This window comes from Rhizobium leucaenae USDA 9039 (assembly GCF_000426285.1).
Taxonomy (GTDB): Bacteria; Pseudomonadota; Alphaproteobacteria; order Rhizobiales; family Rhizobiaceae; genus Rhizobium; species Rhizobium leucaenae.
In genome coordinates, this window is the sequence record NZ_AUFB01000003.1 from 399966 (window position 1) to 421815 (window position 21850).

The 21850-nt window shown below is 59.3% G+C and carries 22 protein-coding genes; all 22 read left to right on the forward strand.

The genetic code is table 11. The features are described from left to right. The first annotated feature begins 168 nt into the window (after positions 1–168). The gene (locus K290_RS0106905; RefSeq protein WP_028751214.1) at positions 169–798 is read left to right on the forward strand and encodes a FliH/SctL family protein; all 630 of its coding nucleotides are present in this window, start codon (positions 169–171) and stop codon (positions 796–798) included. Continuing rightward, positions 795–2297 carry a MotB family protein gene (locus tag K290_RS0106910; RefSeq protein ID WP_028751215.1) on the forward strand — a complete coding sequence of 501 codons (1503 nt, stop codon included), beginning with the start codon at positions 795–797 and terminating at the stop codon, positions 2295–2297. The genes K290_RS0106905 and K290_RS0106910 overlap by 4 nt, the downstream gene beginning before the upstream one ends. Before the next feature lie 3 nt (positions 2298–2300). Then, a complete protein-coding gene (gene motC / locus K290_RS0106915) occupies positions 2301–3605 on the forward strand; it encodes a chemotaxis protein MotC (protein ID WP_028751216.1) in 1305 nt (434 codons plus the stop codon). 2 nt (positions 3606–3607) lie between these two features. Then, positions 3608–5269, forward strand: coding sequence for a flagellar hook-length control protein FliK (fliK, locus tag K290_RS0106920; protein ID WP_028751217.1), 1662 nt, complete (start codon positions 3608–3610; stop codon positions 5267–5269). Then, positions 5217–5804 carry a transglycosylase SLT domain-containing protein gene (locus K290_RS0106925; protein ID WP_028751218.1) on the forward strand — a complete coding sequence of 196 codons (588 nt, stop codon included), beginning with the start codon at positions 5217–5219 and terminating at the stop codon, positions 5802–5804. The genes fliK and K290_RS0106925 overlap by 53 nt, the downstream gene beginning before the upstream one ends. Before the next feature lie 280 nt (positions 5805–6084). Beyond that, entirely contained in the window at positions 6085–6756 is a 672-nt protein-coding gene (gene rem, locus K290_RS0106930) for a transcriptional activator Rem (RefSeq protein ID WP_028751219.1), read from the forward strand. A 293-nt stretch (positions 6757–7049) separates the two neighbouring features. Then, positions 7050–8312: a flagellar hook protein FlgE gene (locus K290_RS0106935; RefSeq protein ID WP_028751220.1), complete on the forward strand. Its 1263-nt coding sequence runs from the start codon at positions 7050–7052 to the stop codon at positions 8310–8312. 27 nt (positions 8313–8339) lie between these two features. Continuing rightward, positions 8340–9815: a flagellar hook-associated protein FlgK gene (flgK, locus tag K290_RS0106940; protein ID WP_028751221.1), complete on the forward strand. Its 1476-nt coding sequence runs from the start codon at positions 8340–8342 to the stop codon at positions 9813–9815. A gap of 3 nt (positions 9816–9818) precedes the next feature. Beyond that, a complete protein-coding gene (locus tag K290_RS0106945; RefSeq protein ID WP_028751222.1) occupies positions 9819–10880 on the forward strand; it encodes a flagellar hook-associated family protein in 1062 nt (353 codons plus the stop codon). A gap of 37 nt (positions 10881–10917) precedes the next feature. Continuing rightward, a complete protein-coding gene (gene flaF / locus K290_RS0106950) occupies positions 10918–11265 on the forward strand; it encodes a flagellar biosynthesis regulator FlaF (protein WP_028751223.1) in 348 nt (115 codons plus the stop codon). Next, positions 11262–11711 carry a flagellar biosynthesis repressor FlbT gene (gene flbT / locus K290_RS0106955; RefSeq protein ID WP_028751224.1) on the forward strand — a complete coding sequence of 150 codons (450 nt, stop codon included), beginning with the start codon at positions 11262–11264 and terminating at the stop codon, positions 11709–11711. The genes flaF and flbT overlap by 4 nt, the downstream gene beginning before the upstream one ends. Then, on the forward strand, positions 11702–12211 hold the full coding sequence (gene flgD / locus K290_RS0106960) for a flagellar hook assembly protein FlgD (RefSeq protein WP_028751225.1): 510 nt from the start codon (positions 11702–11704) through the stop codon (positions 12209–12211). Before flbT ends, flgD begins: the two co-directional genes overlap by 10 nt. 31 nt (positions 12212–12242) lie before the next feature. Beyond that, complete coding sequence (fliQ, locus tag K290_RS0106965; RefSeq protein ID WP_028751226.1) at positions 12243–12509, forward strand: flagellar biosynthesis protein FliQ; 267 nt, start codon at positions 12243–12245, stop codon at positions 12507–12509. 118 nt (positions 12510–12627) lie between these two features. Next, positions 12628–14715: a flagellar biosynthesis protein FlhA gene (gene flhA, locus K290_RS0106970; RefSeq protein ID WP_028751227.1), complete on the forward strand. Its 2088-nt coding sequence runs from the start codon at positions 12628–12630 to the stop codon at positions 14713–14715. Then, positions 14712–15464: a flagellar biosynthetic protein FliR gene (gene fliR / locus K290_RS0106975; protein WP_028751228.1), complete on the forward strand. Its 753-nt coding sequence runs from the start codon at positions 14712–14714 to the stop codon at positions 15462–15464. Before flhA ends, fliR begins: the two co-directional genes overlap by 4 nt. An 18-nt stretch (positions 15465–15482) precedes the next feature. Then, positions 15483–15902 carry a hypothetical protein gene (locus K290_RS0106980; RefSeq protein WP_028751229.1) on the forward strand — a complete coding sequence of 140 codons (420 nt, stop codon included), beginning with the start codon at positions 15483–15485 and terminating at the stop codon, positions 15900–15902. Positions 15903–16087: 185 nt separating this feature from the next. Next, complete coding sequence (locus K290_RS0106985) at positions 16088–16684, forward strand: rod-binding protein (RefSeq protein WP_028751230.1); 597 nt, start codon at positions 16088–16090, stop codon at positions 16682–16684. 13 nt (positions 16685–16697) lie between these two features. Continuing rightward, on the forward strand, positions 16698–17066 hold the full coding sequence (locus K290_RS0106990; protein WP_028751231.1) for a hypothetical protein: 369 nt from the start codon (positions 16698–16700) through the stop codon (positions 17064–17066). After that, positions 17063–17599 (forward strand): hypothetical protein, encoded by a 537-nt coding sequence (locus K290_RS0106995; protein ID WP_028751232.1) that lies wholly within the window; start codon positions 17063–17065, stop codon positions 17597–17599. Before K290_RS0106990 ends, K290_RS0106995 begins: the two co-directional genes overlap by 4 nt. A gap of 252 nt (positions 17600–17851) precedes the next feature. Continuing rightward, positions 17852–18694 carry a WecB/TagA/CpsF family glycosyltransferase gene (locus K290_RS0107000; RefSeq protein WP_028751233.1) on the forward strand — a complete coding sequence of 281 codons (843 nt, stop codon included), beginning with the start codon at positions 17852–17854 and terminating at the stop codon, positions 18692–18694. A 97-nt stretch (positions 18695–18791) separates the two neighbouring features. Further along, entirely contained in the window at positions 18792–20726 is a 1935-nt protein-coding gene (locus K290_RS0107005; protein WP_028751234.1) for a GumC family protein, read from the forward strand. A gap of 117 nt (positions 20727–20843) precedes the next feature. Continuing rightward, entirely contained in the window at positions 20844–21743 is a 900-nt protein-coding gene (locus tag K290_RS0107010; protein ID WP_028751235.1) for a bifunctional methylenetetrahydrofolate dehydrogenase/methenyltetrahydrofolate cyclohydrolase, read from the forward strand. The last annotated feature ends 107 nt before the right edge of the window (positions 21744–21850 follow it).

Consider the following 21850-nt stretch of genomic DNA (forward strand, 5'->3'; position numbering starts at 1 on the left):
GGCATGGCTGCGCTATTTTCGGGTGACGTTCGGCGTTACGTCCGCAAAGCATAGCCGCAGGACGGAAACCGGAAGCGTGATGATCGACGTTTTGAGCATGGGAATTCAAGAGGCCTGTCGGGAAATGAGCTCGCGGCCTTCTGCGGATGAAAAGGGGAGGATGTCAGTATGAGCCCGACACTATCCCGCTATCTCAAGGATTTCAGTGAGCCGACGCCATCCCCTGCAATGCCGGATATGCCGTTCGAAGAGACTTTGGACTTTCCCGAAACGCCGACAGCGCCGCTGATCGATATCGAGGCGGAACGCCGCGAAGCCTATGCGCAGGGGCACGAAGCCGCAACGCAGGAATTGGAGCAAAAGCATCAGGCCGAGCTGGCGACGATCGCCGACACACATCGAGGCGAGATGGACGCCTTGCGCGCCCGGTATGAGGAGCGCGCGGCCGAGAGGATTGTCAACGGATTGACGCAGCTCGCCACGACGCTCGGGCAGGCGATCAGCGCGGAGGCTGCTGTCGCACTCGCGCCGATCATGACCGAAGCGCTGACGGCCAGGGCCGTCGCCGATCTCGCTGAACGGGTGACGGCGGCGATTCTCGATGGCGCGGCAGGCCCGATTACGGTCAGCGGCCCCCGCCATCTCTTTGAAGTCCTGCATGCCAGCCTCGGCCAAAACGGCGTTTTGCTACGCCACACCGAGGCTCGCGATGTCGATCTCACCGTAACGATCGGGGAGAGCGTTCTCGTCACCCGCATGTCTGCCTGGGCCGCTAGTCTGAAAGAGATTCTGAAATGAGCGACGGCGATCAGAACCAGGGCAAACACGAAATTATCATCGTCAAACGGCATGGCGGCGGTGATCATGAAGGCGGCCATGGCGGCGCATGGAAGATCGCCTATGCCGACTTCATGACGGCGATGATGGCCTTCTTTCTGGTAATGTGGCTGGTGAATGCTGCAAACGAAGAGACGAAGGCCTCTGTTGCCTCCTATTTCAATCCGATCAAGCTTGCCGACGAAAAGCCGACCGAAAAAGGATTGAAGAAACCCGTCGACAAGGCGGACGGGCAGAAGAACCAGGCGAAGTCGAAGAACAAGGAAGACAATCCGAACGACGGCAAGTCCGCCAAGACCGGCGAGGACCAGACTTCGACGTCGGGCGATCAGACCAATTATTCCGAAGCCGATTTCTTCGAAAACCCCTATTCGGTTCTGGCCGAAATCGCCCAGCAGGTCGGTCAGCAGGCCAATGTCAGCGCCAAGGGTGAGGGGGGCGCTGCCCAGTCGGGTCCCGCCACCGGCGCGGATGGCGGCCAGGCCTATCGCGATCCCTTCGATCCGGATTTCTGGACAAAGCAGGTTCAGGTCTCCAGTGCTTCGAAGAAGGCGGACGAAGAACAGGCCGCAAAATCCGACCAGTCTCCGAAGGGCGAAGTGATTGCCCTTTCCAAGGCGACTGCCGCCGATTCCGGTCAGCCGGCCACACAGCTGCAAAACCCGGAGGAGCAGCCGACGCTGAGCGATCAGCAGGCGCTGACGGACCAGAAGACCCCGGATAAGGACCAGCAGAACAAACAGGCTGAAAAGCAAACCGCGTACCAGCAGAGCGCCAGCACCGCCGCGGCTGAACAAAGCGATGCGTCCACAGCCGAAAGCAGCGCTGTGGCCGAGCAGAACAAGGACGCCGCGCCGACGAAAGACCAGCAGCAGGACGCCAAGGATCTGCAGCAGGCGATCCAGAAGCAGATCAGCGGCGTTGCCGGTCAGCTCGCCGAAGGCCTTCAGGTGATGCCGGCAGAGGGCGGTCTTCTCGTGACGATTTCCGATCAGACCAACGACCCGATGTTCAACATCGGCTCGGCGGTTCCACGCCAGGAGATGGTGTTGGCGATGGCGAAGATCGGCAAGGTTCTCGCGGACCGCAAGGGTTCGATCTTGATCCGCGGCCATACCGACGGGCGTCCCTATATGGTCGACGGCCGCAACGACAATTGGCGCCTGTCGCTCGACCGCGCCCAGAGCGCCTATTACATGCTCATCAACGGCGGGCTGGACGAGAAGCGGATTGCACAGGTTTCGGGCTTTGCCGACCGCCGCCTGAAGCTGCCCGACGATCCCTTCAACGACGCCAACCGCCGCATCGAAATTCTGATTCAGGGTGCTTCGAACCAGGCCGCCAAGAGTGAGACCGATGGCGGCAATCAGGAGCCGGTTAAACCGGTGCAGGGTAAGCAGAGCCAAGGCAAGCAGGGTAAACAGGGCCAAGGCAAGCCGAGCCAAGGCAAACAGGGATAGTCCATGGCGCGCCTTCAGCATCGTCATCGCCTCGCGCTCGCTTTGACCCTCGGCATTTTCATGCCGGGGATCGCTGGTGCCGAGGGGCCGGACAACCTGCCGCCCTATAAGATGCTGCGCTCGCTCGAATTCATTCAGGACTCCGTCGTGGCGGGCGATAGTTCGGCCGGCGAGATGCAGCGTTTCATGCTGTCGACCATTGACGAACGCCTGCGCACCGCCGACAAATCCGCCTTCGACGATAGCCGCAACGTCGATGCCGCGTTGATTTACGCGATGAGCGGCGGCAATCCTGCGACGCTCGAATATCTGATGTCCCGCGACCTCAACGGCAATTTCGACAATCGCGTTGCCGACGTGTTGAGGAAATATCTGAACGGCAAAGGACTGCTGGTGGTCAACACGCTCGCAGATATTGCCAGGGAATATCGGGACAAAAAGATCGGCCCTTATCTTTCGCTCGTTGCCGGCAACGTTATGTCCGCTAAAAATCCGAAGGCGGCCCTGAAGTTCTATGACTGGGCGCGCTTGACGTCGCCGGGCACCATTGTCGAGGAATCGGCGCTGCGTCGCTCTCTTGCGCTGTGCACCGACACCAATATGGTGTCGCAGGGTCTCGACTATGCGCAGCGCTACACGAGGCGCTTCCTGCATTCGCCCTATGCCAGCCAGTTCGCCAATCTCTTCGTGCAACTCGTCGTCGATCATGACGGTGAGGTCAAGCAGCAGGATATCGTCGATATCCTGTCCTTCATGGACCCGCCGAGGCAGCGGGAAATCTATCTGCGAATGGCCCGCCGCGCTGCGATCGCCGGCAAGGCCGATCTTGCCGCACTCGCCTCCGGTCGCGCGCAAGCCATTTCCAACGAGGGCGGCGATGCGTTCGGCGCGCTGGCGAGCTTTTATGGCGGCGTTGCCGGCGTGTCGACGCCCGATTTGGGGGCGGCGGTGCGCAACATCGAACAGATGCCGGCCGGCGAATTGAACGCGCAGGACCGCGCTCTGCGCGACGCCGCCAAGGTGGTGGCGGACGAAATCCTGCGTGCGCCGGACCCGACAAGCCTGACGCAAGTCTCACCTCTTAATCTGCCTAATCAAGAAAATACTGAACACGATGCTGCTGTGACGAACCAACCTGGGGCCAAGTCCCCTGGCACGGCGGGTGTTGAGGAGGGAGCCCCGGCAAAGGCGGCTCACGCCCCGGAGGAAGGGAGGCAGGAGGCCGACTCTTCATTCAACGCATTCGTCACGACGAGCCGCTCGAAGCTTGATGCCATCGACGGCCTGTTGAAGCAGGAAAGTCATTGATCATGATGGATATCGGTATCGCCAGTGCCCCACCCGGGGCCGATCTGGTTGCTGTTGCCAAAGGCGGGCGTTCGGCCAAGCAGGATGACAGTGACGGCAAAGGATTTCTGGATGCACTGACCAGTTCGCGCGGCAATGGGCGAAAGTCCGACACGACCGCTCAGGACGATACGGACACGACCGATGCGGCAACGGGGACCGATAGCGGTACCGATGCAGATGCAAATACGGTGAAAAATTCGGCAGGCGATCCGACGGCGACCGCACCCGCGACGGATGATAGCGGCATCGGAGCCGGCATGATCGATCCGTCGGCGGCCAATATCGCCGCCCTCGCCGACTTGGCCAAAGGCTCCAAGCAGCCTGGCGTTGCCAAGCTCCCGCAGGGAGCAGACGCCGCTCTTTCAAAATCGCTGGTGGATCTTCAAAAGCCGGCTGAGGTCGATACAGATATAGCATCTGCCGACAAGGCTCAGGCCACCCCGGCCAGCAATGCGGATGCGGCCAAAATTCTGGGCCAGGCCCAGGCGCAGACCTCGGATCAGCTCGATGATATTGCGGCGCAGCAACTGGCGGACGTGATTGCCGGCAATCAGCCAGCGCAAAGCAATGGCGACGGCAAGACGCAGGCGCCGGGCAAGACGAGCAAGACGACGTCAACAGACGATGACGGTAAGGATTCGGCGACCCAAGGCATGCAGTCCAGCGGCGCAGCCTCGGACGCGCTGTCGCTTCTCAATGTGCCGCAGACGGCGGCCGGTGTAATCGCTGCCGCACCGCAGAACGCGGCAAATGTGTTTGCCGGCGCTGACACAAAAACGCAGGCGGAGCCGGATCAGCCCTTGCCGAAACTCGCCGATGTGGCGTTGAAGGATGCATCGGCGAATGCCACGGACGCCGACACAACCCCTTCTGTCGCTGCCGACGCTACAGCCACTGCGCAGACCTTCCGATTGGTGCGCGCCGATGGCCGCGGCGGCGCACTCGAGATGTCGATCAGCAAAACGAGCAGCGACGACACGGCACAGGTCGATGTCAAGGCATCAAGCGGCGGCAATGCAGAGACCGTTACCGTGCTCGATTCCCGCCGCTATCTCGGTCTTGCTGCCAATTCCAACGCGGCGCTCGTCACAAACGCCTTGGCGGGTGACGGCGAGTGGTCGGGTGCGATGCAGCCGGCTTCGGCGCTCTCCAACGCGGCGAGCTGGACAAGCACCGGCAAGGTCGTCAATACGCTCAAAATCCAACTGCACCCCAACGACTTAGGCCAAGTCACTGCCACCATGCGGCTCTCCGGCGATCAATTGAGTGTCGACCTCAAGGTGCAGACCAGCGAGGCCTATCGGCAGCTCCACGCCGATCAGAGCCATATGGTCGATGCGTTGCGCGCCCAAGGCTATCAGGTCGACAATATCACCGTGACCTTGGCTTCGAACGCAGATCAGCAATCGGATAGCGGCAGGCAATCCGGCTTTCAGGGGCAGTCCCAACAGCAATCCCTGCTGAACCAGGGGCAGGGCGGGGACGCGCGACCCAGGGGGCAGAGCTATTCAGGGCAGCAGGCAAATGGCAATGACGGCAATCGCGGTTCGAGCGAACGTGGCACGGAAGATGGCGCTGCTGGCACTGCTCAGCGCCTGCGCTCTGGCGACGTTTACCTCTGACGTTTTTGCCTCCGCGAACGGCGCTCCGCCAGACAACGGCGCCGCCGGCCTGTGCGAGCGCGAAATCCAGTCGGCTGCGGCGAAGTTCGGAATACCGGAAGGCATCCTCTACTCGGTCGGTTTGACAGAGACCGGACGCAAGGGCTCGCTCTATCCTTATGCCCTCAATATCGAAGGCAAGCCGGTTTTCCCGCCATCCGAAGGCGTCGCCCTGCAGACCTTTGTTGCGGCAAAACAGAGCGGCGCAAAGCTGATCGATATCGGTTGCATGCAGATCAACCAGTATTTTCACGGCGAAAATTTCGCCTCCGTTGCCGATATGTTCGACCCGCATCGCAATGTGGAATACGCTGCCAAGTTCCTCCGCGACCTCCATGACAGGCATGAAACCTGGACGATGGCGGTAGCGCGATACCACGCCGGCCCGAATAACGACCCCGCCCAGAAGGTCTATGTCTGCCGTGTCATCGCCAATCTGGTTGCCACCGGATATGGAAAATGGACACCCAACGCGGCGACCTTCTGTCAGAATTAATCTAACCGAAAGTTGTATCTGACTTTTCGTACGTCGTCGCTAACCTATTTGGCATGGTTGACAACATGCAGATCGCCTGAATTACATATATTCATAATATACTAACTAACCAGTTTTTTATCGGTGTAAAACGCAAGGTACCCACTACATATAGTGCAAATCGGCCCCCAAATCTTAATCAATTGTTAATTCCCGTCACTCATTTCCGACAGTTGTTCGTGATTCGCCCGATTCGTACCCATAGGTCATCGAAACACCACACTGATTCGGAGGCGGACGAATGATCGTAGTGGTTGATGAGCGAGAGCTCGTTAAGGATGGTTATACTTCTCTCTTTGGGCGCGAAGGCATCCCGTCGACGGGGTTCGATCCCCGGGAATTCGGCGAATGGGTCACGACCGCTGCAGACGGCGATATTGCCGCCGTCGAAGCATTTCTGATCGGACAGGGACAGCATGTGCACGAATTGCCCCGGGCAATTCGCGACCGGTCGGTAGCTCCCGTCATTGCCGTCAGTGATCAGCCCTCGTTGGAATCGACGCTGGCGCTCTTTGACTGCGGCGTCGACGATGTCGTGCGCAAGCCGGTGCATCCCCGTGAGATTCTTGCCCGTGCAGCGGCAATCCGCCGGAGGCTCAAGGCGATCACCAGCTACACCGATATCGGTCCGATTCGCGTCTTCGCCGACGGCCGTGATCCGGAGATCAACGGCGAAGTCTTCGCCCTGCCGCGGCGCGAGCGTCGCATTCTGGAATATTTGATTTCCAACCGCGGCCGCCGGGTGACCAAGACGCAGATCTTCAACGCGATCTACGGCATCTTCGACGAGGAAGTCGAAGAAAACGTCGTCGAAAGCCATATCTCCAAGCTGCGCAAGAAGTTGCGCAAGAAGCTCGGTTTCGATCCCGTCGATTCCAAGCGCTTCCTTGGCTACTGCATCGATTGGAATTGATCCATCGACCGCGATTTGGCGTAGCAACGCTTGAATCCCGCGTGTAATTCCCTCCCAGAATTTCTCCCAGTTCCCCAGAATTATACGCCGGCTCTCCCGAACACCGATAGCGGTGTTCGGATGCAAGGGTGCGCCAACTCTTACCCTTGCTGCGACCCGTGAGCGCTCCTGCGGACGCGTCGCAGCAATCTCCGAAAAGCTGCATCATGATGACCGGCTTTTCCTCTTTTCAGACAGCTTCACGCAAGGCCCGCCCCATACTCTCAGCTTTACGAGGAAAACGAGGATTCCAGATGAGCATTTTCGGCAGCATGAAAACCGCGGTTTCAGGGATGAACGCCCAGGCGAACCGTTTGGGTACCGTTTCTGACAACATCGCCAACGCCAATACCACCGGCTACAAAGAAGCATCGACGAGCTTTTCCTCCCTCGTCCTCCCTTCCTCGGCCGGCAGCTACAATTCCGGCGGCGTCGAAACGTCGGTGCATCATGCTATCTCGCAGCAGGGCAACATCTCCTACACGACCTCGAACACCGACCTCGCAATCCAGGGCAATGGCTTCTTCGTCGTCCAGAGCTCGTCCGGACAGACATTCCTCAGCCGCTCCGGTGACTTTTCGGCGGACTCCTCGGGCAACCTCGTCAATTCCGCCGGCTTCACGCTGATGGGCTATCCCGCTAGCTCCGGGGCGCCTTCTGTGGTCGTCAACGGCTTCAGCGGCCTGGAGCCGGTCAATGTCAGTCAGAACGGCGTGACCGCCGTCGCCACGACGACTGGCGAGATGTCAGGCAACCTCAATTCCAACGCCGCTATCGCAACCGGTAACCTGCCAGCCTCCAATACGGCACCTGTAACCAGCGACACGAGCAAGAGTTCGATCACCGGTTATGATAGCCAGGGCAATGCCGTCACCTTCGACGTCTATTACACCAAGACAGCGGACAACACGTGGGACGTGTCGGTCTACAATCACGCTGATGCGGCTTCGGGCGACACTCCGTTCCCTTATGGCGGCGACGGCCTGGTCGGCAGCACGGAGCTGGATTTTGACGACACCGGCGCTTTGACATCAGGCGGAACGTTCGATCTCAACTTCAGCAGCGGATCGTCGACGCAAACCATTTCGATGGATTTCTCGGGCTTCAGCCAGGTCGCCACCGACTTCAACGCTACCGGCAAGATGAACGGTCAGGCTCCGAACCCGGTGACGAGCGTCACGATCGGCAAGGACGGGACGGTCAATGCTGTCTACAAGGATAGCTCCACCAAGGCTCTCTATCGTATCCCGCTCGCGACCGTGGCAAGCCCCGACAATCTGACGCTTGAGAGCGGCAACGTCTATTCGGCCAACGGTGAGTCCGGCGTTACGGTGACGGGTTTCCCGCAGACCGGCGGCTTCGGCTATATCCAATCCGGTGCTCTGGAAGAATCCAACGTCGACCTTGCGACCGAACTGACGAACATGATCGAGGCGCAGAAAAGCTACACCGCGAACTCCAAGGTGTTCCAGGCTGGTTCCGACCTTCTGGACGTTCTCGTCAACCTGCAGCGTTAATCAGTACGATAGGGTACCGAGCCAGCCATGTCCCTCACCACAGCACTCAATAACGCGCAAGCGATATTCAACAATACCGGCACGCAGAGCAGTGTCGTATCGAACAATATCGCCAATGCCGGCAACACGGATTATACCCGTCGCCAGGCGATGTTGACGACGGACATGAGTGGCGCACAGGTCGTAAAGATCGCCCGCGCCGACGAGCCTTCCTTGCAGAAAGCGTTCCTGGGCAGCACGTCCGACGATGCTGCTCAGCAGCGCCTGCTGAAGGGCTATGAGGATATTCAATCCGGAACGATTGGCGGCAACGACAACGAGATCGCGCCGGCCACCTACCTTGCCGCCCTGCAAACGGCAATGCAGACCTACGCCGGTTCGCCGGCCAGCACCACCGCGGCGCAATCGGCCGTCAATGCTGCCCAGGATCTCGCGAATTCCCTGAACAACGCCACCACGGCGGTCAACGGAATTCGCACCGATGCCGACAAGGAAATCAGATCTGACGTCGATTCGCTGAACAGCTTGCTTTCGCAGTTCGAGCAGGCGAACGATGCGGTCAAGACCGCGACCGCGACCGCCGGTCCCACATCCTCTGCGCTGTCGGATGCGACGGACCAACGCGACGCGGTCCTGAAGCAGATTTCCAAGATCGTCGGCGTCACAACGGTAACGCGGCCGAACGGCGATATCGCACTCTATACCAGCGGCGGCACGACGCTGTTCGAGACGATACCGCGCCAGGTGACCTTTACGGCGACCAATTCCTACACGGATGGCACCGTCGGCAACAGTGTTTATATCGATGGTGTGGCGGTCGATCCCGGTCAGGGCGCCGATACGACGGCGCAGGGCAGCCTTCAGGCAACTCTTCAGGTCCGCGATGACGTTGCTCCGACCTACCAGAAGCAACTCGACGAAATCTCGCGCGGCCTCGTGTCGATGTTTTCGGAAAAAAACCAGACCGACCCTACGCAAGATGCGTTGCCCGGCCTTTTCACCTGGAGTGGCGGTACCGTGCCGACCGATGCCACTGCCATCGCCGGCATGGCTGGTACGATTGCGGTCAATCCCGCACTGATCACCTCGCAGGGCGGCGATCCCACTCTTTTGCGGGATGGTGGCATCAACGGTTCCGACTATGTCGTCAACGCCAGTGGCGATAGTGGCTATTCCACTCTGCTCGATTCCTACGTCACCGGCTTTGACACGAAGATGGACTTCGACGCCGATGCCGGTTCCGACACGACGGCCAGCATCATGAATTACGCGTCCGATTCCATCGGCTGGCTGGAAGATCAGCGCAGCTCCGCCAATACGGCGGCGGAAAATACCTCGGCGGCACTGTCTCGGTCATCCGAAGTCTACTCGAACGAGACGGGGGTCAACCTCGACGAAGAGCTGACTCTGATGATGGACATCGAGCAATCCTACAAGGCGGGAACGAAGATATTGAACGCCGTGAACGAGATGCTTCAATCGGTACTGGATATTGCGAGCTAAGCCATGAAACTTTCCTTCATTTCAAGCGCAGCCATTCAGAACGCTATGCGCCAGACGATCCGTCAGTCGCAGAATGAGATGACGGATGCTTCGACAGAAGCGACGACCGGTGTGTATGCCGATATCGGCGTCGCACTGGGCAGCAACACCGCTCTGAGCGTCAATCTCACACGGGAAGTGACGCGCATCGATTCCCTTCTCAGCAGCAACTCGATCGCCGACCAGCGGATGTCGTCCTCGCAGACGGCCCTGAGCGACATGTCGTCCCAGTCCCAGAAGCTGATGGACCAACTGGTGGCGCTGCGCGGCAACACCGATGGCAGCAGCGTGTCGCTGACGCAGCAGACGGCGAGCGCGACGCTTTCGAGCTTCCTTTCCGATGCCAATACCATGGTCAACGGCGAATATCTCTTTGCCGGCACGAATACCGACGTGCAGCCGATGACCGACAATACCGCGGCGGCCACCTCGGCGATCCAGAGTGCGCTCAATGACTACGTGAGCGCGAACGGAATTCCCTCCATCTCCGATATGACCGGCGATCAGATGAAAGATTTCATCACCACCCAGGTCGAGCCGATGTTCACTTCGGACAGCGCTTCTGCGCCAGACAACTGGGCAAGCTGGTCGGCCGCTTCGGATCAGAACATGTCGAGCCGCATCAGCAACTCGGAAGTGATCGATTCCTCGACCAACGCCAATGAACCCGGCATGCGCTATCTGGCGCTCGCAACCACCGTGGTCAATTCGCTGATGGATTCAACTTTGAACCTGAGCCAGGATGCGTTGAACGCAGTCAACGACCAGGCCACAAGCTATACGCGTCAGGCGATCGACGGAATCAACGATCAGTCGAGCCAACTCGGCCTGTCGCAATCGCGTCTCTCAGATGCGAACACATCGCTGAACGCTCAGAAAGACATCATTAACACTAATATCGGGGACCTTACCGGAGTCGATCCTTACGAGGCTTCGACGAAGGTCAACAGCCTCGAAACTCAGCTTGAGACAGCCTATACTATCGTCTCCAAGATACAGCAGCTGAGCCTTGTAAATTACCTTTGATGATCAAAGGGATGTAATGACCAGGAAGGATGCATGAATGTATCAGTTCTCATATGCGGAAGTCATGCAGGATGCGGTGGCCGACGCCAAGGAAAGAGAACGGCAAGTTCTGGACCGGTCGATAGCTCTTCTCTCTGCGGCCCGTGATAAGGGGAAGTACGGCCGCGAAGCGATCGAGGCGTTGTTCTACACAAGACGCGTCTGGATCAGCTTTATCGAGGATCTCAAAAGTCCGGAGAACCAGCTTAACGTCGAACTGCGCGCCAATCTGATCTCCATCGCAATCTGGATTTTAAAGGAATGCGACCGGATCCGCAGACGCCAGTCTGAAAATTATCAAGGCATCATCGATGTCACCACCATCATCAGGGATGGACTTAAATGAAAAGTACGCTTCGCATATCGCTTAAAGCCGGGGAAAGAATTTTTATCAACGGGGCCGTGCTGCGCGTTGACCGCAAGGTTGCCCTGGAATTCCTGAATGATGTGACCTTCCTGCTCGAGAACCACGTTCTCCAGCCGGAGGATGCGACGACGCCGCTGCGCCAGCTCTATTTCATCGCGCAGATGATCCTCATCAATCCGGAAGGCAAAGAGCAATCGACGGCAATGTTCCGCAAGTCGATCGTCATGCTGCTCTCGTGCTTCCGCAATGAGGAAGTGCTGGCCGAGCTGAAGCGTATCGACGGCCTGGTCGCCACCGGCCGTGCCTTCGACGCGTTGAAGGCGATCCGCGCTCTCTACCCGGTCGAGGACAATATTCTCCACAGCCAGGAGATGCCGGCGGCAACGATCGAGCATATTCGCCGGGAGATCGCACCGTGGCGGTAGATCCGGTCAGCCAGATCAGCACGAACAATAGCAGTAGCAGTACCAGTTCGAGTACCTCTGCTGCGGCATCAAAAAGCGCCACTCTCAACTACAACGACTTCCTCCAGCTCCTCATCGCCCAGATGAAGACGCAGGATCCGACCGACCCGATGGATGCCAGCCAGCAGATTTCGCAGCTCGCCAGCTTCTCTCAGGTCGAACAGCAGATCCAGACGAACTCACACTTGGAAACGGTGCTGCAGAACCAATGGATTTCGAATGCGTCCGACTATATCGGCAAGCAGATCATGAGTGCCGACGGCACCGTGACCGGCACGATCAAGGAAGTGACCGTCTATTCGGACGGTATCATCGCGCAAACCGAGGCGGGCGACAAAGTCCTGCTGCAGGCCGGCGTTACTGTTGCTCCTTCTGGAACAACGATTGATAAGCCGACGTCGACGACGGATACTAGCAGCAGCGATTCGACGGACAGCACCAACTCGACCAGCGGCTCATGAGGAGCCGGCTGAACTAAAGGATGAAGATATCATGAATGAAGCCGATGCACTGGATATCTTCCAGGCGGCGATCTGGACGGTACTCGTTTCATCGGGCCCGGCCGTTCTCGCCGCCATGATCGTCGGCCTCGTCATCGCCTTGATCCAGGCGCTGACCCAGGTGCAGGAAGCCACATTGACCTTCGTGCCGAAGATCGTCGCCGTCATGGTGACGGTCGGCATCACGGCTCCCTTCGTCGGCTCGCAGATATCGATCTTCACCAACCTCGTCTTTTCGAGAATTCAGTCGGGATTTTGAGACGGTTGGCTATCTGAGCGAGGCCATTCTCGCGCAAGCTTCGCCTTTTAATGATCTGATCGAATAGGGCAAACGGGTCAGCCGTTTGCCCCCTCTCATGAAGAGACGGAACCGGTCGATGGCGCAACCACCCGCAATAGCACTTCCCAAAGCCAATCCCAGCATGCGTGATATCGGGTTCGCCCTCGGTATCATGGTCATCCTCTGTGTGCTGTTCCTACCGATCCCGCCATTCCTCATCGATATGGGTCTGGCCTTCTCGATCGCGCTCTCGGTGCTGATCCTGATGGTGGCGCTGTGGATCAAGAAGCCGCTGGAATTCTCGTCTTTCCCGACCATCCTGCTGATCGCCACCATGACCCGTCTGTCGCTGAACATCGCGACGACACGCGTCATTCTTTCACACGGCTATGAAGGACACGACGCGGCCGGCGGCGTGATTGCGGGTTTCTCCAGCCTGGTAATGTCCGGCGATTTCGTGATCGGTCTGATCGTCTTCATGATCCTGATCACCATCAATTTCATCGTCATCACCAAGGGCGCGACGCGTATCGCCGAAGTCGGCGCGCGTTTCACCCTTGACGCCATCCCCGGCAAGCAGATGGCGATCGACGCCGATCTGTCGGCCGGCCTGATCGACGAAAAAGAAGCGCAGCGCCGCCGCCGCGAGCTGGAAGAGGAAAGCTCCTTCTTCGGCGCCATGGACGGTGCTTCGAAGTTCGTGCGCGGCGATGCCGTCGCCGGTCTGCTTATTACCTGCATCAACATCTTCGGCGGCATTATTATCGGTTATTTCCGCCATGGCATGCAGATCGGCCAGGCGGCTGACGTCTTCGTCAAGCTTTCCGTGGGTGACGGTCTGGTGTCGCAGATGCCGGCGCTCATCGTCTCGCTCGCCGCCGGCCTTCTGGTTTCGCGCGGCGGTACCGCCGGCTCCACCGACCAGGCCGTTATCAACCAGTTGAGCGGTTATCCGCGCGCGCTCGCCGTCGCTGCGATCCTCATGGGCATCCTGGCCATCATGCCGGGCATGCCATTCCTTCCCTTCCTCATTCTCGGCGGCCTGATGGCGGGCGGCGCCTGGTTCATCCCGCGGCAGATCGAAGCCGAAAACAAGCTTCGCCGCGACGCCGAGGAAAAGAAGGTGATGCAGACGAAGGAAATGGAGAAAGATTCGGTCAAGTCGGTTCTGACGACCTCGGAAATCGAGTTGGCGCTCGGCAAGATCGTCTCCACCCGGCTGCTCGGCGCGCATCAGGAGCTGGCCTTCCGCGTCGGCAAGATGCGCAAGAAATTCGCGACGCAATACGGTTTCGTCGTACCGGAAATCAAGGTGACCGACGACATCGCCATTGCTGACAAGTCCTACCAGATCCGTATTCACGGCACGACGGTCGCTTCCAATATGCTCCGTGTCGGCGAAGTGCTCGTCGTCACCGGTTCGGGCCGCAAACCGACCGTTCCGGGCGACGAGATCCGCGAGCCCGCCTTCGGCATGCCCGCCGTCTCCGTCCTCGAGGCCTTCACCGAGGATCTGAAGCGCGAAGGCTTCCAGCCGATCGACAATGTCTCCGTCGTTCTGACGCATATGAGCGAAGTTATCCGCAACAACCTGCCGGCGCTTCTCTCCTATAAGGATGTCAAGATCCTGATCGAGCGCCTCGACCCGGAATACAAGAAGCTCGCCGACGAGATCTGCTCGTCGCACATGTCCTATTCCGGCCTACAGGCGGTGCTCAAGCTCCTGCTTGCCGAGCGTGTCTCGATCCGCAACCTGCACCTCATTCTGGAAGCCGTCGCGGAACTCGCGCCGCATGTGCGCAAGACCGAGCAGATCGTCGAGCATGTGCGGGCGCGAATGGCGCAGCAGCTCTGCGGCGACCTTGCGGACAATGGCGTGCTGCGCGTTCTCCGTCTCGGCAGCAAATGGGATCTCATCTTCCATCAGGCGCTGAAGCGCGACCAGAAGGGCGAGATCGTCGAGTTCGACATCGATCCGCGCAATCTGGAAGAATTCAGCGAGCAGGCAGGCAAAGTTATCCGTGAATACATGGACCGCGGCTTGCCGTTCGTGCTTGTCACATCGCCGGAAACGCGCTCCTATGTGCGCATGATCATCGAACGCCTGTTCGCGACCCTGCCGGTCTTGTCGCATGTGGAATTGGCCAAGGGGATCGAGATCAAGATTCTAGGTTCCATTTCATGATAACAGACCCCCAGGGCACCATTCTGGCGTTGTTTCTCGCCTTCTGCCGCATTGGCGGCTGCATCATGGTGCTACCGGGGTTTTCGTCGGGCCGGGTGCCGCAGCAGGTTCGCGTGCTGCTTGCGGCGGCATTGTCGATGGCGATCCTGCCGCTGCTCTGGAACACGATCTATCCGGAAGTATCGAAAGGCGGCGCTACCTATATCGGCCTGATTTTCACCGAAACGGTGATCGGCCTGATGTACGGCATGATTGCACGGCTTTATACGCTCGGGCTGCAATTTGCCGGCACCGCCATATCGATGTTGATCGGTTTCAATGCGCCGGGCGGTATGGATGTCATCGAAGAGACGAACGAGACGACGCTGACGAGCTTGATCAGCTTCTGCGGCCTGATGATGCTGTTCATCCTGGACTTCCACCATCACGTCCTGCAGGCGCTCGTCGATTCCTATTCGGTCGTGCCCTTCGGCGGCCATATCGATGCGCGCGCATCGCTGGTGTCGGTGGCGGATACGCTGGAGGCCACCTTTTTCATCATGCTGCGGCTGACGAGCCCCTTTTTGCTCTATGGTCTGATGTTCCAGATTTCGATCGGCTTCATCAATAAACTGGCGCCGCAGATCCCGATCTACTTCATCTCTACGCCTTATCTGCTGATGGGCGGGCTATTCATGCTCTATCTCAGTATCGCGGCGATCGTCAGCCAGTTCTCCGGCGCCTTCCTCAGCGTCTTCAACGGGCATTAGCGGGGCGAGGCGGAAGCGATGGCGGAAAAAAGCCGGTCCGAAAAATTGAAGCGGCTCGTCGCCGTGCAGCGTCATCTCGAGCGGATAGCGGAAAACGAGCTTGCGGATACCACCCGCCAGCGCAACGAGGTCAGCCAGTCGATGGAAAAGCTGATTGACGCCATTAGCTCGGCCGATCCCGTCCATATGGCATTTTCGGTGCATTATGCCGGGCGCTACGGCCGCCTGACGCTCAAGGATCAGCAGCTCGATGGTATCCAGAAGCTGATCGAGACGAAAGTCCTGCAGGAGCGCACCAAGGCGGACCGGTTGGAAGAGCATATGAAGGACGCTCGCGAGCTGGAAATGCGCGAGGCGGACGACAATGCCGTTTACGACATCATCGATCAGCGCTTCGCAGGCGCAACGCCAGCCTCCAGCAAGGTTCAAAAACCATAATCATCGCGATCTCAAAACAAGATGGCACATCCCCGAATCGCCGCCTTGTTCCGGATTCAAAAGATTAGACGATCTTCACGCGTTTAAATGAACCATGACGCTCTAACCGCTCGATTTCGGCATGATCTTGCTCGATGGCTGCTTCAAGCGTCGCAGGACCATGCTTTAGTGAAAGGAAATGTGACGTGGCTATTTCGCCTCCGAGTGATTTGGTCCTGGATGTCGTCAAGGCCGCCAATCCGGCCGACGTTCAGGCAGCCCAGGAAAAGCTCGCGGCCAACAGGGCTGCCTTTGCCGCCACAAGCCTGGCGGAAAACGGCAATGGTTTCGCCTCGACCGTGAGTGCGCTGGACAGCGCCGCAACGAAGGCCGGTCTCAGCAATGCCAACACCCATACGGCTTCGACAAAGGTGCCGCAGGCTTATCACAAGTTCGAAGCGATGGTGCTGCAGAACTTCGTGAAGAACATGCTGCCGAACAGCGAAACGCTGTACGGCAAGGGCTCCGCCGGCGAAATCTGGAAGGGCATGATGGCCGAGCAACTCGGCAATACGCTGGCCAAGAATGGCGGCGTCGGCATTGCCGAGCAAATGTACAAGGAACAGGTCGACAAGATGCGCAACACCGGCGCCGTTAACGCGGCGACCAACGAGAACGATAAGAAGATGGCGCTGAGTGCAATTACCGATTTCCAGCGAAAGACGCTTGCGGCGGCCGAGACCAATGGTGACAGCGATACCACGGTCACCAACCAAGATACGCTGACGTCCAAGAAAGTATGACCGGGGGATGGATATGGAAGTGATTTCGAACGACTACCGGATCAAGTCGGTCCTTGGCCGCCTGGAGATGATCATCGATAACGAGAACAGCCGGATCGGCACCGATCCGGAATTCGATCTCAAGGTATCGAATGCGCACAAGAGCCGCTGCCTCTACGAATTGTCGATGCTGTTTCGCGATACCAATCCGGCCGAGCTTGCGGTCGCGCATATCGAGCAGTTGCACGGGCTGAAGAAGAAGCTGGTCTTGAACGCGCGCCGCGTCGAAGCCCATCTCGAAGCCGTGCGTGCCGTTGCCGATATCTTGAAGAACGCGGTGCAGAACGCCGATGCCGACGGCACCTATTCGCAGGAGCAGTTCCGCGTCCGTGAGGCCGGATGATCAAGCTCGTCCTCACCGGCCTCTGGGTCTGCGCCGTAACGCTGGCTTCGGTCTATTTTTCGGTGCAGATGGCGACGGCGCCTGCGACCAATCCCGATGACGCCAAGAAGGCGCAGCAGGAATTCGTCAAGGGCGAATCGATCAACGTGCCCGTCATTGCCAACGGCCAGGTGAACGGCTATTTCATCACCCGCATCTCCTTCATGATGGAGAAGGGCAAGGCGGGCCAGCTCCAGATGCCACTGACGGAATTGACGACCGATGAGCTTTATTCGCTGCTGGTGGGCAATAAGGCGATCGACATAAGCCATACCGCCAGCTTCGACGTCGCCAGTTTCCGCAGCGATATCAAGAAAAACATGAACGAACGTCTCGGCGGCGACTATGTTGCCGACGTTCTCGTCGAACAGCTCGACTACCTCTCCAAGGACGAGATCAATAATGGCGACGGTGCCGGCAAGAGAACCGTCAAGCCCGTAAAGATCGTCCAGGGCGATGCGGCACCGGACGCCGAGCCGAAGCCGGCGCATTAGGCCCGAAGCAAGCCGATGATGGCCGCTCCCTTGCGGAGCGGCCTGTTACATCTCACGGCCGAAACAGCCTTAACAAATCCCTGCTTTCCTCGCGCAATTCCGATCGATTTTCCTAACGGAAGCTTGGCATAGCCTTGTTATAAGCCTCCTCAGCGATGCGTCCGATGTCACCGAACGGACAGGCGGTGGAGGATCTGCGTCGAAAAATTGCCGGCGTCGGGCTTAGGAAGCGTCCGCGGCAGGAGGTCTTGGGTGAATTTAGTCGCCAATTTTGCCGTGCTGACGTCGCGTCGAATGATTTTCGACTTGCCGGTCTGCGACCTCGATTGGGAAGATGCGCTGAACTTCATCAACGAACTGGCGTCCCTTCCGGTCGGCCAGACGGTCATCTCCTTCGTCAACGCCCATAACATGCTGCTGATGCTGCGCGACCGTGAATATCGCGACGTGCTGGCGAAAAATCTTGTCCTGCCCGACGGCGTTGGCCTGGATATGGCCTCGCGGGCTGCCCATGGGGTCTCCTTCCCGGCCAATTTGAACGGCACCGATTTCGTTCCGGCTCTGCTGACCTTCATGGAGCGGCGCAAGCGGGTGGGTCTGATTGGTGGCCGCCGCGATGTCGTTGAAAAGGCCGCTGAAAATTTCCGCAAGCATGCGCCGTGGCACGACTTTATCGTTATTGCGGACGGTTATTTCGACAAGGCGGAAAGCGATCTGATCGCCGCCGAGGTCGGCCGCCAGAAGATCGACGTGCTGATTGTCGGCATGGGGACGCCGCTCCAGGAAAAATGGGTTGCCGATCATATCGAACCGCAGCATGCGAGGCTGGTGCTGACAGTCGGCGCATTGTTCGATTTCGTCTCTGGCACGGTGCCGCGTGCCCCGGCTCTGGTACGCGGCATGCGCTTCGAATGGATGTACCGCCTGCTCCAGGAGCCGAGCAGGCTGTGGCGGCGTTATATTCTCGGCGTGCCGCTTTTTCTCTACCAGGTCATTCGGCATCAGTTCGGCCGCAAAGAGCGTATCCTTCGTGCCGCCGAGCCACAGCCGATGCCTCTGCCACGGCTTCCTGCGCCGGACAAGCTCGCCGGTTGATTGCGGTAGCGGTCGTTAACCTTTTCTTTGCCATGAAAATTTAGAGTGGGTTAACCATCGGCATCGGTCACTGACCATGCGCGCGAGACAACCCGCCATGTTCGAAAGCAAGGCCAGGACCAGACTTCTTCCCGACGATGCGGAAGCCTTCGAGGCCTCGCGCGCCGGGCGGCATGCGCGTTTCGATCGCGGAAAGGATGGCTATCTCGTAGCCGCCAATGTCCAGCCTGCCGATCGTCAAGCCGCGAGCGACGCGGAATTGCTGGCCCTCATTCAAAAGATGCTGGACGGCGATCCCTATCCGATCTCCGGGCAAAAAAAGTCCGAGGTGGTTGATACCGCAGAGGCTCAGCCGCTGCCCGATCTTATCCGCGGCATTCTGCGAGACCATCCAATCGCGTCCGAAACGATCATGGTTCGGCAGCGGGAGCCGGTCATAGATCAACCAGTGGCTACATCCCACGTCGAAGACACCGAAATCGGTCTTTCGCTTCTGGTCGAACCGCCTGCCGTCTCCGTCGCGCCTCCACCGCATCGCCGCTGGGTGTTCGGGTTCGGCTCCATCGGCTTCGTCATCGTCGCCGCGCTGGCAGGCGCGCTTCTACCGACCGTACTGGCAGCTCCGCCTCGCTATGTCTCTCACACCGTGTTGCAGATGGAAGGGCAGGGGGCTGCGCGACAGGCGCTTTTGGACGTCAGCGCCAAACGTGCCGCCGCTCCGTCCTTGCTTTCCGATCTCGTCGCCAGGCTGAAGCTCGACCGCGATCCGGAATTTACCGGCGATCGGGCCGGCGCTTTCGGTGTTGCTATGGAACTACTGTCCGGCAATGGTAGCGCTTCCGACGCGCCCTCGCGCGCGCAGGCAGCCCTTCGCAGAGATATCGCCGTCACCACCGATGCGCCGAGCGGCACCTTGCGTCTCGCCGTCACCACAGGTAATCCGGCAAGATCGGCCGAGATCGCCAATCGTCTGGCCGATGCGACGATCTATGACGCCACCATCGCGCAAGGCGCAGGGCTTGCTGGCAAAGACAGCGCGCCTGCGGACAAGAGTCTCAAGGATCTCGCTCAGGCTAAGGCCGCATTGGCCGATTTCAAGACCCAATACGGCGACGACAGAATCAATGCTGCTCTCGATCTTCAGCAGCGGCGTCAAGAGTTGGATGGCGAGATCAAGGCCGCCGAGGCCGCGGTGCAGAGCGCACGAGCCCGACTCTCCGCCGCCAAATCCGCCACACCTGCCAGCGTCACGAGTGGCGCGCTATCGGGCAGTCTGTCATCTGCCGCTCTTGATGATCTGCGCAGCCGCTATAGCGCCGCCAAAGTCGTCCTGTCCCAGCTTTCCACGCAGCTTGGTCCACGCCATCCCCGTCTGTTGGCGCAGCAGGCGACAGTCGACGGCCTGACCGCCGATATCCGCAATCAACTGCAGCGCCTTGTCGCCAGCAGCGATGCGGCCTTGAAAGCTGCACTTGAGAACCGCACGGCGCTTTCCGCACGGATGACTGCGCTCAGCCAGAAAAGCATCGATATCGATATGGCCCGCCTGGATCAGCTTCAGGGGGATGTCGCAGCAGCGCAGAGCCGCTATGAAACCGATGTGCAAAATGCGGATACGGCTCCGCCCCAAGTCGAGGTTCCGATCGCCGTCATCACGCCTGCCACGGCCGCCCAGGCGCCGATCGACGACAATCTTGGGGGTCGTCAGGTTTTCGGTTTCGTCATGGGCCTTGGCGCAGCGCTTTGCCTGGTCTTTCTGCGGAAATGGATGAGTGGCGCGGTAGCTGCGGAGGATCGGCTAGCCCAACACCTCCCTGCGTTCGAGCCGGTTTTCAGCCCTGCCGCCGAGCCAGTCCCCTTGCCGCCGCGACCGATACCCGATCTGCCGCAACCGCACTTCGACGCCACCGTTCCCGTTGCCAACGATCGTCTCATCGTCTCGGAGGAGCTGACGCAGATCCAGCGCGAATTGGCGTCATTGCGTGCAAAAGTCCAGACCTATGCTTCGCGCCGGCAGACGGCGGGCGGCTGATTCCGTCGCGGCTTTTTCCTTGCAATTACCGCTTTCAGACACCATAGGGCGTTGGCAGGCAAATCCACTGGGCCGATGGCTTGTAGATTGCCGCCGAAACAATGTCGGGAGATATTCGTGACGACTGTGATCGATGGCAAGCAGGTGGCTGCGTCTGTAATTGATGCGGTGAGGACGGCGACCGCAGCGCTGGAGAAAGACACGGGTGTAAAGACCGGCCTTGCGGTCGTCATCGTCGGTGATGATCCGGCGAGCCACACCTATGTCGGCGCCAAGGGCCGCATGGCCAAGGAATGCGGCTTCAACTCCATCCAGCACACGTTGCCGGCCGAGACGACTCAAGGTGAGCTGGCTAAGCTGGTGCAATCCCTCAACGAGGATGCGTCCATCCACGGCATCCTGGTGCAACTGCCGCTGCCGAAGCATTTAAATGCCGAAGCGATCATCCAGTCGATCCGGCCGGACAAGGATGTCGATGGCCTCAATGTCGTCAATGCCGGCAAGCTGGCGACCGGCGATTTGGCCACCGGCCTGATCTCCTGCACGCCGGCCGGCGCCATGCTGCTGGTGCGCCGTGTGCATGGCGAGGATCTGTCGGGTCTGAATGCCGTCGTCATCGGCCGCTCCAATCTGTTCGGCAAGCCGATGGCGCAATTGCTGCTTCATGCCAATGCGACGGTAACGACGGCGCATTCGCGGACGAAGGATCTGCCGGCGGTTGCCCGCAATGCCGATATTCTGGTGGCGGCCGTCGGCCGGCCGGAAATGGTGAAAGCCGATTGGGTCAAGCCGGGCGCGACGGTGATCGATGTCGGCATCAACCGCATTGATGCGCCGGAAAGAGGCGAGGGCAAGAGCCGCCTGGTCGGCGATGTCGCCTTTGCGGAAGCCGGCGAAGTTGCCGCCGTCATCACCCCGGTTCCGGGTGGCGTCGGGCCGATGACGATTGCCATGCTGATGGCCAATACCTCGATTGCTGCGCACCGTGCTGCCGGTCGGACGCCGCCGAAATTCTAAAGCATTGGCGCATGATCCCGAAAACCGTGAAGCGGTTTTCGGATAGGTCGTGCCAATTACATTATCTTAGTCGGCCGGCGCCACGCCGGTCGAGGCACGCACGATCA

Coding starts and splice junctions, on each gene's coding strand:
- K290_RS0106905 (WP_028751214.1), top strand. CDS start 169: ATGAGCCCGACACTATCCCGCTATCTCAAGGATTTCAGTGAGCCGACG.
- K290_RS0106910 (WP_028751215.1), top strand. CDS start 795: ATGAGCGACGGCGATCAGAACCAGGGCAAACACGAAATTATCATCGTC.
- motC (WP_028751216.1), top strand. CDS start 2,301: ATGGCGCGCCTTCAGCATCGTCATCGCCTCGCGCTCGCTTTGACCCTC.
- fliK (WP_028751217.1), top strand. CDS start 3,608: ATGATGGATATCGGTATCGCCAGTGCCCCACCCGGGGCCGATCTGGTT.
- K290_RS0106925 (WP_028751218.1), top strand. CDS start 5,217: ATGGCGCTGCTGGCACTGCTCAGCGCCTGCGCTCTGGCGACGTTTACC.
- rem (WP_028751219.1), top strand. CDS start 6,085: ATGATCGTAGTGGTTGATGAGCGAGAGCTCGTTAAGGATGGTTATACT.
- K290_RS0106935 (WP_028751220.1), top strand. CDS start 7,050: ATGAGCATTTTCGGCAGCATGAAAACCGCGGTTTCAGGGATGAACGCC.
- flgK (WP_028751221.1), top strand. CDS start 8,340: ATGTCCCTCACCACAGCACTCAATAACGCGCAAGCGATATTCAACAAT.
- K290_RS0106945 (WP_028751222.1), top strand. CDS start 9,819: ATGAAACTTTCCTTCATTTCAAGCGCAGCCATTCAGAACGCTATGCGC.
- flaF (WP_028751223.1), top strand. CDS start 10,918: ATGTATCAGTTCTCATATGCGGAAGTCATGCAGGATGCGGTGGCCGAC.
- flbT (WP_028751224.1), top strand. CDS start 11,262: ATGAAAAGTACGCTTCGCATATCGCTTAAAGCCGGGGAAAGAATTTTT.
- fliQ (WP_028751226.1), top strand. CDS start 12,243: ATGAATGAAGCCGATGCACTGGATATCTTCCAGGCGGCGATCTGGACG.
- flhA (WP_028751227.1), top strand. CDS start 12,628: ATGGCGCAACCACCCGCAATAGCACTTCCCAAAGCCAATCCCAGCATG.
- fliR (WP_028751228.1), top strand. CDS start 14,712: ATGATAACAGACCCCCAGGGCACCATTCTGGCGTTGTTTCTCGCCTTC.
- K290_RS0106980 (WP_028751229.1), top strand. CDS start 15,483: ATGGCGGAAAAAAGCCGGTCCGAAAAATTGAAGCGGCTCGTCGCCGTG.
- K290_RS0106990 (WP_028751231.1), top strand. CDS start 16,698: ATGGAAGTGATTTCGAACGACTACCGGATCAAGTCGGTCCTTGGCCGC.
- K290_RS0106995 (WP_028751232.1), top strand. CDS start 17,063: ATGATCAAGCTCGTCCTCACCGGCCTCTGGGTCTGCGCCGTAACGCTG.
- K290_RS0107005 (WP_028751234.1), top strand. CDS start 18,792: ATGTTCGAAAGCAAGGCCAGGACCAGACTTCTTCCCGACGATGCGGAA.